Consider the following 14,576-nt stretch of genomic DNA (forward strand, 5'->3'; position numbering starts at 1 on the left):
TCAGGCCTTACAGATCGATGCGACGTCGTCGACGCCGGTGGCGGGTGTGGTCGGTGAGGTGGTCGGCTTCTTGGTGCTGCCGGTGGTCGGCTGCTTCGTCGAAGTGCTGCTCGGGTGCTTGCTGGCGGTACTACTCGGAGTGTTCGAGGTCTTACCGTCTCCTCCCGAGCCGCCCTTGTCCAGTTGTTCCGACTTCGCGATCGCTTCCGCGACCTTGGTACGGATCAACGCGAAGTCCGGGTCGCCGGTGTGGATCAACGGCGGGACCGCGGAGAAGCTTGACACCGGCAGCTTCTTCGCGTCCAGCGCGAGGTCGGTGAAGGTGCCCAGCTCACTGGCCGGAATGCTGGTCTTGACCACTTCCTTGCTGGCCGAGGCGATGCCCTGGAACTTGGTCAGCACGGTCGACGGCGACAGCTGGTTCAGCATCGCCGACATCACGCACTTCTGCCGGGCCATCCGCTCGTAGTCCGATGACTCGGCCCGGGAGCGGGCGAACCAGAGCGCGTGGTACCCGTCCAGGTGCTGGTTCTTGCCGGGTTCGATGTAGCCCTTGATCGGCGAGCTGCCGCCGCCGATCGGAACCCGCTTGCCGATGTCCAGGGTGATCCCGCCGACCGCGTTCAACAGGTCGCGGAAGCCGGCCAGGTCGATCAGCACGTAGTAGTTGATCTTCAGTCCGGTGACCGCCTCGACGGCCTGGGTGGTCGCGGTCTCGCCCGGGTTCGGGTCACCGGGGAACAGGTTCTTGTGGTTCGCGGCGTAGGTGTACACCGCGTTCAGCAGGCATTCGGCGCCGCAGTTCTTCCACTTGAAGCCGTCCGGGAACTGCTTCGCCATCGCCGTACCGGCGGGGAACGGGACCTTGGCCAGGTTCCGCGGCAGGCCGACCAGGACCGTGCGGCCGGTGTCGGCGTCGATGCTGGCCACCGTCATGCTGTCCGGACGGGTACCGATCCGGTCCGCGCCGGAGTCGCCGCCCATCAGCAGCACGTTGTAGCGGCCCTTCTCGGCCTTCGAGGTCTTGCCGCTGCCGAACACGCTGGCGACGAAGTCCCGCTGGGTGTTCACGATCACGCTGGCGTAGATCAGGGCGCCGACGACCACGAAGATCATCACGCCGTCCAGGATGCTGGCGGTCAGCCGGTGGTTGCGTTCCAGCATCAGCGGCTGGCCGAGCCGGTAGGCGTCCACGAACAGCGCCGCCCAGCCGACCGCGAGCAGGATCAGCAGCACCTGGACGAACCGCAGCGTGCCCGGACGGACCAGGATGTTGATCGTGCCGGACCGCCAGATCAGGCCGAGCACCACGAAGAAGATCACGATCGCGAGCAGGCCGGCGACGATCCGCCAGACCCAGCGCCCGGTCTTCCGGCTGCCCGCGACGATCTGCGCCGACCCGGGCAGGAACAGTGTCATCAGCAACAGCGTCAGCGCCCGCTTGAACCGCACCGGTTCGCGGAGGTTGCGCAGGTCTGGCTTCTCCTGCGGCATGACGTCCTTCCGTAATCCATCCGGGGCGGCTGCTGCCGACCGTACCTTGTCGTTCCTCATCGACTGGTACGACGTGCCGGGGTAGGCGATGGTTCGGGACCGGGCGGATCCGGAGACGAAGAGTAGCAGTCCCCTCACGCAGCGCAGGAAAACCCGTGTACTGACCCTGTGGACAGGCGGTTTCACACAGTTGTGATGGAGACCGGCCAACGGATGCGTTACGAAGTCCTGCAAGCACAAACAGTGAGGAAACCGCCCCCATGAAACTCCTGCGTACGCTCCTGGCTGCCTCCACGGTCGCAGCCACCACCTTGCTCGGCGCCACGTCCGCCCACGCGGCCCCCGGCGCCGACTTCACCGGCATCGCCGCCCTGAGCAACTGTTCCGCCTCCCTCGTCCGGTACGCCGAATCGGTGGACACCGACAAGGCCCTGGTACTCACCAACGGGCACTGCTACGAGGGCGGGTTCCTGCAACCCGGCCAGGTGCTGGTGAACAAGGCGTCGACGCGCTCGATCACTCTGCTCAAGCCGGACGCGAGCCGGGCCGGTACGGTCCGCGCCGACAAGATCCTGTTCGGCACCATGACCAAGACCGACATGATCGTCTACGAGGTGAACGAGACCTACGCGTCGATCAAGAGCCGGCTGAACGTCACCCCGCTGACGCTGGCCAAGCAGGCGCCGGCGAACGGCACCGGGATGGCGGTCGTGTCCGGTTACTGGCAGCGCATCTACACCTGCTCGGTGCAGGCCACGATTCCCCAGCTCCGCGAGGGCGACTGGACCTGGCAGAACTCGATCAAGTACCAGCAGCCCGGCTGCGAGACCATCGGCGGTACGTCGGGTTCGCCGGTCGTCAGCACCACAACGGGTGAAGTCATCGGCGTGAACAACACCGGAAATGAAGACGGCGAGCAGTGCACGGTGAACAACCCGTGCGAGGTCGACGCCGACGGCAACGTCACGGTCGAGAAGGGCGCGGCGTACGGCGAGCAGACCTGGTGGCTCTACACCTGCCTGACCGCCGATCGCGCGATCGACCTGAACAAGTCCGGCTGCGAGCTCCCGAAACCGGCCCGTCGGCACTGACAGTCGGTAACGCTGCCGCGGGGGTGACGCAGACCACTTGCTTATCCGGTAACGTCCCCCCGCATGGCAGTCGACTCCGCAACTGACCACGTCACGACAACAAGTTGGCCGAGCCCGTTCGGAGTACGGACGCGGTTGGTCGCGTCCAGTGCGCTGATGCTGTTCACCGAGCTCGCGCTGATTCGCTGGACCGGCTCGAACGTGGTCCATCTGAGCTACTTCTCGAACTTCGTGTTGCTCGGCTCGTTCCTCGGCATCGGGATCGGTGTCCTCCGGTCCGGCCGGGCGAAACGCTTGCCGTACTACTCGCCGATCATGCTGGGCCTGCTGGTCCTGGTGATCGCGTGGAAGCCGGTCACGGTCAACCGCGGCAGTTCGTCGAGCGTCATCTACTTCACCAGCCTGAACACCACCGGCCCGCCGGTCTGGGTGATCCTGCCGATCATCTTCGTCGCCGCGGCTGTGGTGCTGGCCGGTCCGGCCGAGCTCGTCGGCCGCTGTTTCTCCGAGGTACCCCGACTCACGGCGTACCGCTTCGACCTGATCGGCAGCCTGGTCGGGATCGCCGCCTTCACCGGACTGTCGTTCCTCGGCGCACCGCCGATCTGGTGGGGCCTGATCGTCACCGTGGTGTTCGCGACGCTGCTGATCCCGCGGACCGCGACGGCTCCTGGCCGGCGTGCGGTCGCGACCGGCGTGAGTGCCGCACTCGTGCTGTCTCCGTTGATCGTCATGCTCGGTGTGCTGTTCCACGAGTCGACGCAGCCGCAGAACAGCTGGTCGCCGTACTACAAGGTGCAGACCAAGCAGTACACCTGGGAGGGTGTGCCGCTGCTGACCATCACGGTGAACGGCGTACCGCACCAGCAGGCGATCCCGGCCGACGCGCGGCTGAAGTGGGAACCGCAGTACGGACTGCCGTACGAGCGCGCGAACACCGGGAAGACGCCCAAGAACGTGCTGATCATCGGCGCCGGCTCCGGGTCGGACGTGGCGATCGCGCTGAAGAAGGGCGCGACGCACGTGGACGCGGTCGAGATCGACCCGCGGATCCGGGACCTCGGCAAGCAGTTGCACCCGGACCGTCCGTACCAGGACCCGCGGGTGACCTCGCACATCGACGACGGCCGGGCGTTCCTGTCCCGGACGAACAAGAAGTACGACATGATCCTGCTCGCGCTGCCGGACTCGCTGACGCTGGTGAACGGTGCGAGCTCGCTGCGGCTGGAGAGCTACCTGTTCACCCAGCAGGCGTTCGAGGCCGCGCGCGACCACCTGAATCCGGGTGGCGCGTTCGCGATGTACAACTACTACCGCGAGACCTGGCTGATCGACCGGCTGGCGTTGACGGCGCAGACGGCGTTCGGGCACAAGCCGTGTGTGGACAAGATCGGTGACGGCCTGCAGCAGGCCGTGGTGACCGTCGGCCTGACCGAGCAGGACCAGACCTGCGCGGCCGAGTGGCCCGGGGCGTCCGCGATCACACCGCCGCCGGCGACGGACAACCGCCCGTTCCTGTACCTGTTCACCGACCGGATCCCGAGTCTGTACCTGATCACGCTCGGGCTGGTCCTGGTCGCCGGTCTCGTCGGCGTCGGGATCGCCGGCGGCGGGGCGTCGTACAAGCGGATGCGCCCGTACGCCGACCTGTTCCTGCTCGGCGCCGGGTTCATGCTGCTCGAGACCAAGAGCATCACCGGGTTCGCGTTGCTCTTCGGTACGACGTGGGTGGTCAACGCGATCGTGTTCGCCGGCGTGCTGGTGGCGGTGTTGGCCGCGGTCGAAGTGACGAGACGGTTCAAGACACCACCGATCAAGGTGATGTTCGCGGTGCTGTTCGGCGGGCTGGCGTTGTCGTGGATCTTCCCCGACAGCTGGCTGCTGGAGATGCCGGTCGGCCTCCGGGCGCTGGTCGCGGTGCTGATCGCGTTCCTGCCGATCTTCGCCGCGAACGTGATCTTCGCGAAGCGCTTCACCGACACCGCCGACGGTACGGCGTCCTTCGGGGCGAACCTGCTCGGCGCGATGCTCGGCGGCTGCCTCGAGTACGCGGCCCTGATCATCGGCTTCCACGGCCTGCTGATCATCGCCGCACTGCTCTACGCCGGAGCGTTCATCCTGACGCCGAAGGTCAGAACAGCACTCCGATGAGCGATCTCGGCGACTACTACCGCAGCCGTGCCGGCGAGTACGACGCGGTCTACGAGAAGCCGGAACGGCAGGAGGACCTGGCGCGCCTGCGGGCCCTCCTGCCGCCGCTGGTCAGCGGCCGTTCCGTGCTGGAAGTTGCCGCAGGCACCGGTTACTGGACGAAGGCGCTCGCCACCACCGCCCGGTCGGTGGTGGCGACGGACCTGAACGACGAGACGCTGGCCGTCGCGCGGACCCGGTCGTACGGTCCGGCCGAGGTGCGGTTCGAGACCGCGGACGCCTACGACCTCGGTGCGGTCGAGGGCCGGTTCGACGCGATCTTCGCCGGGTTCTTCTGGTCGCACGTGCTGCGCGCCGACGTACGGCGGTTCGCAGCCGGGCTGCTGGACCGGGTCGAGCCGGGTGGCGTGGTGATCCTCGCGGACAACCGCTACGTCGAAGGCAGCAACTACCCGATCACCCGGACATCGGCCGCCGGCGACACCTACCAGGACCGGCAGCTCTCGGACGGGCGCAGCTTCGAGGTACTGAAGAACTTCCCGACCCGGGAACAGTTCACCGCCGACGTCGCCCCGCGCGAGGTCGAGTGGACCGAACTCGCTTATTTCTGGCTGGCAACTGTCTGCTAGTTGGTACAGGTTCGGCCCGTTTCCGAGGTCCCGGGCGGCGTGTGGTGGCAGGATCTGAGACATGACTTGGCTCGTGACTGGTGGTGCCGGATACATCGGGGCGCATGTGGTGCGCGCCTTCCGCAACGACGGGATCGACGTGGTCGTGATCGACGACCTGTCGAGTGGGAAGGCGGAGTTCGTCCCGGACGGCGTGCCGTTCGTGCAGGCGAACCTGCTCGACGGAGCAGCGGTCCGGCAGGCGCTGGACGGCGTCGAGGGGGTCGTGCACCTGGCCGGCTTCAAGTACGCCGGAGTTTCGGTGGACCGCCCACTGCACACCTACACGCAGAACGTGACCGCGATGGTGTCGCTGCTCGAAGCGATGGCGGAGAAGAACGTCGGCAACATCGTCTTCTCGTCCAGCGCGGGTGTCTACGGGACCCCGAAGGACGAGGTCGTCACCGAGGACACCGCGCCGGACCCGCAGTCGCCGTACGGGGAATCCAAGCTGATCGGTGAGTGGCTGCTCCGCGACCAGGCTGCCGCGACGGACCTGCGGCACACCTCGCTGCGCTACTTCAACGTCGTCGGGTCCGGCGACCCGGCGGTGTACGACGCCAGCCCGTACAACCTGTTCCCGATCGTCTGCAACCTGCTCACCCAGGGGAAGGTGCCGCAGATCTACGGCACCGACCACCCGACCCCGGACGGTACGTCGGTGAAGGACTACGTGCACGTCGCCGACCTGGCGCGCGCCCACGTCGCGGCCGCCCGGGCGCTCGAGTCCGGCAAGACCCTCGAGCGCGTCTACAACCTGGGTAGCGGCACCGGTACGTCGGTCCGCGAGATCATGGACGCCGCGCGCCGGGTCACCGGGATCGACTTCACCCCGTCCGAAGGCCCACGCCGCCCCGGCGACCCGTCTCGTGTGGTGGCGAACGGCGACCTCGCCGCCCGCGACCTCGGCTGGGCGAACACCTACACGGTCGACCAGATGTTCGCGACCTCGTGGGAAGCCTGGCCGAAGGGCTAGTACTCCTTCTTGAAGAAGCCGGAAGGCCCGAGGTTCATGCCGCCGGGTCCGGTGAGCACGCCGCCCTCCACGGGCAGGGTGTGGCCGGTGATCCAGGAGGCGTCGTCGGAGGCCAGGAAGGCGACCGCCGCGGCGATGTCCTCGGGCTCGCCGACGCGGCCGAGCGGGTACATCTTGCTGAAGCGCTCCAGGGTGTCCGGCTGGTTGTCCCAGTTCGGCGTCCGGATGGTGCCGGGGGCAACGACGTTGAACCGGACGCCGAGTTCGCCGTACCGCGCTGCGTAGTTGACCGTCATCGCGATCTGGCCGGCCTTCGCGGCGGCGTACTCGATGTTGCCGAACGCGGCGAGACCGTTCACCGAGCTGATCGTGACGACGTTGCCGCGGTTCTTCACCAGGTGGGGGAGCGCGGCCTGGATGCAGCGTGAGGCGCCGACGAGGGTGAGGTCCAGCTGGGCGTGGAACTCCTCGGCGGTCGCGTCCTCCGGGACGGACCGCACGATGCAACCGCCGGCGTTGTTCACCACGACGTCCAGCCGGCCGAACCGCTCGACCGCGGCCGCGACGGCGGCGTCCACGTCGTCGCGGCTCGTCACGTCGACCTGCAGCGGGAGCGCCTGCTCACCGATGCTCGCCGCGACCTCGCCGACCTTCTCCTGCTGGAGATCGGTCACCACCACCGACGCACCCTCGTCCGCCAGCCGCCGCGCGACGGCCGCCCCGATCCCTTGCGCCGCGGCTGTGACCAGCGCGACCTTCCCCTCGAACCTGCGCACGCCTACCCCTCCACGATTCGGTCGACCTTCTCGTCCGCGACCCGGCGCTCCAGCTTGGCGGCATCCAGGTTGCGGCAGAGCACGATCGAACCACCTCCGGAGATCACGCCGACGAGCAGACCCAGCCCGTCGCGGTCCGTCAGCGTCCGGGTGACCAGGATGCGGTCGGCGATCGGTTCCGCAGTACCGATCAGGTCGTCGTGGGAGAGGTCGTCGTACGCCGGTGATGCCGGCGTCGGCGGGTCGAACGGGACGAAGACGTCGGGGTGGTTGTAGACCTCGGCGCCGTAGTCCTGGATCCCGTCCGGCAGCGGTTCGCGGAAGCGTCCGCCGAGGGGCAGCAGCGCGGACGCGACAGTCTCGCGGTCGCCGCGGATCGCGAAGTCCGGGCCGGTGATCGCGAGGGCGCCGGTCTTGCTGGTGAGGGACGCGCCGACCGACCAGGTGGACAGCGCCCAGACCACGCCGAGCCAGTGCGGCGGGAGGCCGATCGCGACGGTCTCGCCGGATTCCACGTCGTACTCGTCGACCAGTAGGTTGGCGGTCTTCGCGACCCAGTTCGCGGTGGTGACCGCGCTGAGCTCGATGCGCTCGCCGGTGGTGTCGTCGTAGTAGGTCAGGAACGGGGCGGCACCGTCCCGGCGGACCGCGGCCGCGAACAGCTCGGGCAGGACTCGTGACATATGGCCCAGCCTACGGTTCGGGGGCCGACGTACCGTGGAACCGACCGGTGGTTGTTGGGTGAAAGAGGCTTGTCATGATGCCAATGCTCGCGTTGCCCGAGGGCGGCGAATGGATCGTCATCCTGGTGATCGTCGTGCTGTTGTTCGGCGCGAAGAAGCTCCCTGAGCTGACCAAGAACGCGGCCCGGGCGATGAAGGAGTTCGAGAAGGCCCGCAGCGGCGACGACGACGAAACGCCGCAGGTCACCGCCCAACAGCCCCAGCCAACCGCCACCACTCAGGACACTCCGCACCAGCCGGCTCAAGCTCCGGGGGCGGACACCTCCACCCCGGCGCCGCAGGCACCCGCGCCCATCGCTCCGGCGCCTCAGGTGCCTGGGGATGGGTCAGGCCTCGGCGGCGGCAGCGCGCAGGGCGGCGGCCAGTAGGGCGACCGGCTCCGGCATCCGCCCGGGCAGCCGGGCGAGGAGGATGCGCCGCAGTTCCTGCGGTCCACCCCGGACGGTGACCACCCGAACACCCACGGGCACCGCCGAGGCCATCGACGCGGAGATCGTCGTCACCCCCGCCCCGGCCGCGACCAACTGCAGCTTCGCGAACCAGTCACGCACGGTATGCGCGATCACCGGCCGCTCGTCCAGCCCCGGCCACACACCCATCCACATCTCGCTGCTCGATGCCGGCCCGGCGATCCACCGCTGACCCCGCAGATCGTCAACGTCCACCGAGTCGTACGCCGCCAACGCGTGCCCCGTCGGCACCGCCAGCCGCAGGCTCCGTTCGGCCAGCGTCTCCAGCTTCAGTGCCGGTGACTCGGCGTCGGGCGGCCGGAACGGCGGCGCGGACGCGATCACCGCGAGATCGATCGTCCCGGCCCGCAACGCCCGGACCAAGGCGGGTGTGGAACCCTCTCGCGTCGTGACAGTCACCGCCGGGTGCGTACGCCGTACCGCGCTGATTGCCCGTGGCAACAAGACGGCGCCGGCGCTCGGGAACCAGCCCAGCCGGACGGTCCCGCCTGCGACCGGGAGGCCGGCGAGTTCGCGCGCGGTGGCGTCGATCTGATCCAGGACGGTGGCCGCGTTCCGGAGTACCACCTGGCCGGCGGTCGTCAGCGCGACGCCTTCGCGGCGACGTTCCAGGAGCTGTCCGCCCGCGGCCCGCTCGAGAGTCGCGATCTGCCGGGACACCGCGGACTGCGTGTACCCGAGCGCCGTCGCGGCGGACGTGAACGTACCCCGCTCGGCCACCTCCCGGAACACCCGCAACGCAACCAGCGAGACGTCGGTGAAGTCCATGACGTTTACGCATACCACATGTGCTGAACTTTCGTTGGAGTCATACCCGCTCCAGGCCTACGTTGGCGACATGACAGCACAACGCATCGCCCTCGTCACCGGCGCCAACCAAGGCATCGGGTATGCACTGGTCCAAGAACTCGCGCACCGGATGACCCCGGAGGACCTGGTCCTGCTCACCGGCAGGAACCCCGAACGTGTCGCCAACGCCGTCGACCAACTGAATCGCAGTACCGAGCTCCAGGCTCGCGTCGAAGGCCGGGTCCTCGACGTGACCGACGGGGACGCCGTGGCGCGGCTGGCGGCGGAGCTCGGGAGCGTGGACATCGTGGTGTCCAACGCCGTGGGGCCGCTGGAACCGGGCAAGGAGCCCGTCGAGCAGGTGGACGAGGTCGTGGACGTGGCGAACCTCGGCGCGCAGTACATGCTCCGCTCGTTCGGCCCGATCCTGCGGCCGGGCGGCCGGCTGATCGTCGTGGCCAGCTCGCTGGGCACCCTGGAACACCTGCCGGAGCACCTGTGGTCGCGGTTCGACGGGGCCTCGCTCGAGGACATCGAGAAGGTCGTCGAGGAGTGGCGGACCGCGGTCCACGACGGTACGGCGACCGCGCAGGGCTGGCCGGAGTGGATCAACTTCCCGTCGAAGGTCGCGCAGGTCGCCGCGGTCCGCGCGGTCGCCGACGACCGGCGCGAGGGTGACCTTGCGTCCAACACGCTGATCGCCTCGGTCTGCCCCGGGCTCGTTGACACCCGCGCCTCACGCCCGTGGTTCGAGGACTTCAGTCAGGCCAAGTCGCCCGCCGATGCCGTCCAGCCGATCGTCGACCTCGTCCTCGCGGACCACGTCGACCCCGCCCAGTACGGCGAACTGATCCGCGACGGTGAGGTCGTCGCGTGGACGCCGTCCACCCCTCGGTAAGCCCCTCGTCCACCCCTCACGGTTAGGTTAACCTAACTTTCTGTGAGGGGATCGACGATACGCGGTGAGATCAGGCGGCTGACCCGTTCCGGTGACTCCCGGGTGATCTGCCCGGTCCGGGTGGAGACCATCGAGTCACTGACCCCACGGTTCAGCCGGGTGACGGTGCAGGGGGACGGGCTCGCGGCGTACCGGACGATCCGGCCGGCGGACGCGTTCAAGCTGGTGATCCCGCCGGACGGGATCGGCAGCGTCCGGATGCCGAAGATCAGCCCGGCCGGTGCGCCGGTCTGGCCGCAGGACCGCCCGACGCCGCTGACCCGCGGTTTCACGGTCCGCGCGTTCGACCCGGACACCCGGCGGCTCACGTTCGACGTCGCCCTGCACGGCGACGGGCCGGCGATCACATGGTTGGACAACACCCGACGCGGCGACAGGGCGGTGCTGGTCGGTATGCGGCGCGAGTTCCACGCCGGCGACGTCGATCATCACCTGTTGATCGGCGACTCCACGTCCCTGCCCGCGATCGCGAGCATCGTCGAGAGCCTCGACGTACCGGCGACCGTTTTCCTGCAGGCGGAGACGCCGGCCGAGCGGTCGCTGGTGAAGGGGGACGTGCAGTGGATCCATTCGCCGCCGCTCGCCGGGCCGGGGAGTGCGCTGGAGGAGGCGGTCCGCAGGTTCCGGCGGCCGGCCGGGCGGTTGCAAGCGTGGTGTGCGGCCGAGGCGGGCGTGGTGCGCTCGATCCGGCCGTACCTCGTCGACGAGCTCGGGGTCGATCGCGACGATCTGCACACGGTCGCCTACTGGATCGCCGGTGAGACCGCCGAGGGCGGGGACGCGCTCCGGACGCGGGTGTTCGCGCAGGCCGCCGAGGAAGGGCTCGACGTCACCGACCCCGCGGTACTGCAGTCGCTGGAGTTCTCATAAGGTTTTGTCATGCTGATCCTGGCCGGCCTGGGCCTGATCCTGGTGCTGACCGTTGCCACCGGCTACTTCGTGTCCCAGGAATTCGCGTACGTCGCCGTCGACCGCAGCCGTCTGCGGACCCTCGCCGAAGGCGGTGACGCGGCGGCCGCCCGGGCGCTGAAGGTCACCGCACGGCTGTCGTTCGTGCTGTCCGGCGCGCAGGTCGGCATCACCATCACCGCGCTGCTGGCCGGCTACTTCGCCGAGCCCTATCTGGGCGCGGGTCTCGAGCACCTGCTCGGCGGGGCCGGGGTCCCGACAGCCGTGAGTAGGTCCGTCTCGGTGATCCTGGCGCTGTTGCTGGCAACGATCATCCAGATGGTGCTGGGCGAGCTGGCTCCGAAGAACCTGGCGATCGCGAAGGCCGAGGCGATCGCGCTCCGGCTGGCGCGTTCGACGTTGGTGTACCTGACGGTCGCCGGTCCGGTCATTCATCTGTTCGACTCGGCCTCGAACCGGATCCTCCGCCGCGTCGGCATCGAACCGGTCGAAGAACTGCCGCAGGGCGCGACACCGCAGGAGCTCGACCGGATCATCGAGACGTCGTACGAGCAGGGTCTGCTGGACCAGGACACGATGCGGTTGCTGGACCGCGGCCTGGACTTCCGCGGCCGGACCGCGGGCGAGGCGATGGTCCCGCGCGTCGACGTGGTCACCATGCATCGTGACGAGCCGCTCACCCGGGTGGTCGAGCTGCAGGACACCGGGCACAGCAGGTTCCCGGTGATCGGCGAGTCGGTCGACGAGGTGATCGGTGTCGTCGCGATCGGCGACGTCGTCGAGCTGGAACCGGCCGATCGCGGGACGATCGCCGTCGGTTCGCTGGCGTCGCCGCCGGTCGCCGTACCGACGACGCTGCCGCTGCCGGGAGTGCTCGAGCGGCTCCGGGTCGCCCGTCGGCAGCTCGCGATCGTCGTCGACGAGTACGGCGGTTTCGCGGGCATCGTCTCGCTGGAGGACATCGCCGAGGAACTCGTCGGGGAGATCCGCGACGAGGACGACCTGCCCGAGACCGGGCTGGTGCAGGGCGGGGACGGGGCGTGGGTGGTCCCGGCCAGGTGGCGACTCGACGAGGTCGAGGAGGCCACCGGCGTACAACTGCCGGACAGCGACGACTACGAGACGGTGTCCGGGCTGGTGATGGCCCGGCTCGGGCGCATCCCGGTCGTCGGCGACGACCTCGTCGTGGAGCTGCCGCCGCGGATCGACCACGAGGGCAAGCCGATCCCGACCGAGTCGGTGCGGTTGACGGTGCAGACGATCGAGCGGCGGGTGCCTGGCATCGTGCTGATGGAGCGGGTCGCATGAGTACGACGTGGGCGCTGGTCATCTCCGCCGTACTGCTGGCGTTGAACGGGTTCTTCGTGGCCGCGGAGTTCGCGCTGGTCGCGTCGAAGCGGCATCGGCTCGAGGAAATGGCCGCGTCGGGCAGCCGTTCGGCGCGGGCCGCGATCGCTGGGGTCAGCGAGTTGTCGTTGATGCTCGCGGGCGCGCAGCTCGGGATCACGCTGTGCACGCTGGGTCTCGGTTCGCTGAGCGAGCCGGCGATCGCGCAGCTGCTGCACCCGCTGTTCGAGCTCGCGCACGTACCGGAGGGCGTCGGGCACGTGATCGCGCTGATCATCGCGGTCGGCGGGATCGGTCTGCTGCACGTCCTGCTCGGCGAGATGGCGCCGAAGTCGTGGGCGATCAGCGATCCCGAGCGGTCCGCGCTCGCGCTGGCGTTGCCGTTCCGCGCGTTCACGTACGTCTTCCGGCCGCTGCTGAGCGTCCTGAACTGGATCGCCAACCTGTGCGTCCGGCTGGTCGGAGTCACGCCGCAGAACGAGATCGCCAACGCCCACGGGCCGGACGAGCTGCGGCTGCTGATCGAGTCCTCCCGCGAGCACGGGACCCTCGAGGAACCCGAGCACGACCTGCTCACCGCGATGCTCGCGCTGCAGAACACCACGGTCGGCCAGGTGATGACGCCGATCGCCCAGCTCTCCACGGTGTCCGCGTCCGCGTCGGCCCGCGAGGTCGAGCTGATCAGCCGCCGCGAAGGCCACTCCCGCCTCGCGGTCGTCAGCTCCGGTACGTCGATCTGCGGCATCGTGCACGTCCGCGACGCCGCCCGCGCGACGACCGCCGGCGACACCGGCAGCCGCGCCTCGGACCTGATGATGGCGGCCCTCGAACTCGGCGAGAACACCCCGGTGGCCAAGGCGATCCGCACGATGCGCGACGAACGGTCACAGCTCGCGGTCGTCTGCGGCGGCGAGCAGGCCATCGGCGTGGTCGCCCTGGAGGACCTCCTCGAGGAAGTCATCGGCGAGTTCGACGACGAAACCGACCCGATCGTCACCGCCGCCCGCACCGAGGCCGCCGACTGACACACTTTGTGGCACCCACCGCGCGTTTCGGGGTGCTCCAGATAGGCGGTGGGTGCACAAAGTCGCCGGATACGGTGGTTGCGAGGGCGGAGGAGGGCCAGTGGCGATTGAGCGGATCGGGCTTGTGGTTCATCAGGGGCGGCCGGTGGCAGTGGAGACCGCCGGGACCGTACGCAAGTGGGCGGCCGACCACGGGATCGGGTGCACCGACATCGACGTCTGGAAGGACCATCAGGAACGCCGCAGCGGCACCGACGAGCTGCACCACGCCGGTGATCCGGACCTCGTGGTCACGCTCGGCGGCGACGGCACGTTCCTGCGCGGCGCGCGGATCGCGGCGAAGAACAACGCGGCGGTGCTCGGCGTCGACCTCGGGAAGGTCGGGTTCCTGACCGAGGTGGCATGCCGCGACGTCGAGGCCGCCCTCGAGGCGGTACAGCACGGCGGAGCGACGTACGAGGAACGGATGACGCTGACCATGCGGGCGTCGCGGCCGCTGGAAATCCCGACCGGGATCGAGTCACTGCTGCGGTACGGGCACGGACCGGCGCTGCCGCCACCACCGGTGCGGCACGAGATGGCCGAGGGCGACGGCTGGGGGATGGCGCTGGACGTCACCGCGCTGAACGACGTGGTCGTGGAGAAACTGGCGCGCGATCATCAAGTGGCGTTGGGCGTTTACCTTTCGGGGCGCTTGCTGGCGTCGTACTCCGCGGACGCGGTGATTGTCGCGACGCCGACCGGATCGACGGCGTACAGCTTCGCAGCGGGTGGACCGATCCTGTCGCCGAACACCGAAGCGATCGTGTTCACTCCGGTCGCGCCCCACATGACCTTCAATCGGACCGTCGTCGCGGCGCCGGACGAGGCGATCGCGCTGCGGGTGCTGCCGCATTCGGGACAGGCCGCGGTCAGCATCGACGGGCAGTTGCGCGGCGTGCTCGACCCGGGGGACTGGATCGGGGTGTACGGATCGCCGCAGCGGTTGCGGTTGGTGCGCCTGCGTCCGACCGACTTCTACGGACGGTTGCGCGATCGCTTCCAGCTCACCGACGCGCCGGCGACGGCGCTCGACGGGCAGTCCGAGTTGTTCTGGCAGCCGGCCGATTCGCCGGTGCCGCCCGACCTGCAGCACCTGCGCATCCCGCCACCGCCTGGTGACGACCGGTAGGGTCTGTC

The 14,576-nt window shown here is 69.0% G+C and carries 14 protein-coding genes; 10 read left to right on the plus strand and 4 right to left on the minus strand.

Features of this window, described 5'->3' with window-relative positions; genetic code table 11:
- Positions 1–1,494 carry an LCP family protein gene (locus tag AC0662_RS15255; RefSeq protein WP_478301118.1) on the minus strand — a complete coding sequence of 498 codons (1,494 nt, stop codon included), beginning with the start codon at positions 1,492–1,494 and terminating at the stop codon, positions 1–3.
- Between the two features lie 260 nt (positions 1,495–1,754).
- Here AC0662_RS15255 and AC0662_RS15260 point away from each other — a divergent pair, with 260 nt between their 5' ends.
- The 4 genes from AC0662_RS15260 (at position 1,755) to galE (ending at position 6,380) form a co-directional block, all read left to right on the plus strand.
- The gene (locus AC0662_RS15260; protein ID WP_478301120.1) at positions 1,755–2,585 is read left to right on the plus strand and encodes a S1 family peptidase; all 831 of its coding nucleotides are present in this window, start codon (positions 1,755–1,757) and stop codon (positions 2,583–2,585) included.
- 63 nt (positions 2,586–2,648) lie between these two features.
- On the plus strand, positions 2,649–4,736 hold the full coding sequence (locus tag AC0662_RS15265; protein WP_478301122.1) for a spermine/spermidine synthase domain-containing protein: 2,088 nt from the start codon (positions 2,649–2,651) through the stop codon (positions 4,734–4,736).
- Positions 4,733–5,365 carry a class I SAM-dependent methyltransferase gene (locus AC0662_RS15270; protein ID WP_452199412.1) on the plus strand — a complete coding sequence of 211 codons (633 nt, stop codon included), beginning with the start codon at positions 4,733–4,735 and terminating at the stop codon, positions 5,363–5,365. Before AC0662_RS15265 ends, AC0662_RS15270 begins: the two co-directional genes overlap by 4 nt.
- Positions 5,366–5,426: 61 nt before the next feature.
- Positions 5,427–6,380: a UDP-glucose 4-epimerase GalE gene (gene galE / locus AC0662_RS15275; protein WP_452199414.1), complete on the plus strand. Its 954-nt coding sequence runs from the start codon at positions 5,427–5,429 to the stop codon at positions 6,378–6,380.
- On the opposite strand, the gene AC0662_RS15280 is transcribed toward galE, so the two are convergent.
- Together AC0662_RS15280 and AC0662_RS15285 are read right to left on the minus strand one after the other, a co-directional pair.
- On the minus strand, positions 6,377–7,156 hold the full coding sequence (locus AC0662_RS15280) for an SDR family NAD(P)-dependent oxidoreductase (RefSeq protein ID WP_452199415.1): 780 nt from the start codon (positions 7,154–7,156) through the stop codon (positions 6,377–6,379). The two genes, galE and AC0662_RS15280, sit on opposite strands and share 4 nt — an antisense overlap.
- Positions 7,157–7,158: 2 nt before the next feature.
- A complete protein-coding gene (locus AC0662_RS15285) occupies positions 7,159–7,839 on the minus strand; it encodes a TIGR03089 family protein (RefSeq protein ID WP_452199417.1) in 681 nt (226 codons plus the stop codon).
- 74 nt (positions 7,840–7,913) lie between these two features.
- On the opposite strand from AC0662_RS15285, the gene AC0662_RS15290 reads away from it, so the two are divergent.
- Positions 7,914–8,267, plus strand: a complete 354-nt coding sequence (locus AC0662_RS15290) for a twin-arginine translocase TatA/TatE family subunit (RefSeq protein WP_478301126.1) — start codon at positions 7,914–7,916, stop codon at positions 8,265–8,267.
- Here the strand turns inward: AC0662_RS15290 and AC0662_RS15295 are convergent.
- A complete protein-coding gene (locus tag AC0662_RS15295) occupies positions 8,226–9,137 on the minus strand; it encodes a LysR family transcriptional regulator (protein ID WP_452199421.1) in 912 nt (303 codons plus the stop codon). The genes AC0662_RS15290 and AC0662_RS15295 overlap by 42 nt on opposite strands.
- Before the next feature lie 70 nt (positions 9,138–9,207).
- On the opposite strand from AC0662_RS15295, the gene AC0662_RS15300 reads away from it, so the two are divergent.
- From AC0662_RS15300 to AC0662_RS15320, 5 genes are all read left to right on the plus strand, one after another.
- Positions 9,208–10,056, plus strand: coding sequence for an SDR family NAD(P)-dependent oxidoreductase (locus AC0662_RS15300; RefSeq protein WP_478301129.1), 849 nt, complete (start codon positions 9,208–9,210; stop codon positions 10,054–10,056).
- 42 nt (positions 10,057–10,098) lie between these two features.
- The gene (locus AC0662_RS15305) at positions 10,099–10,986 is read left to right on the plus strand and encodes a siderophore-interacting protein (RefSeq protein WP_478301131.1); all 888 of its coding nucleotides are present in this window, start codon (positions 10,099–10,101) and stop codon (positions 10,984–10,986) included.
- A gap of 9 nt (positions 10,987–10,995) precedes the next feature.
- On the plus strand, positions 10,996–12,333 hold the full coding sequence (locus AC0662_RS15310; protein WP_478301133.1) for a hemolysin family protein: 1,338 nt from the start codon (positions 10,996–10,998) through the stop codon (positions 12,331–12,333).
- Entirely contained in the window at positions 12,330–13,397 is a 1,068-nt protein-coding gene (locus tag AC0662_RS15315; RefSeq protein ID WP_478301135.1) for a hemolysin family protein, read from the plus strand. The genes AC0662_RS15310 and AC0662_RS15315 overlap by 4 nt, the downstream gene beginning before the upstream one ends.
- Before the next feature lie 100 nt (positions 13,398–13,497).
- On the plus strand, positions 13,498–14,568 hold the full coding sequence (locus AC0662_RS15320) for an NAD(+)/NADH kinase (RefSeq protein ID WP_452199430.1): 1,071 nt from the start codon (positions 13,498–13,500) through the stop codon (positions 14,566–14,568).
- The last annotated feature ends 8 nt before the right edge of the window (positions 14,569–14,576 follow it).

The organism is Kribbella sp. NPDC043289, assembly GCF_056436705.1.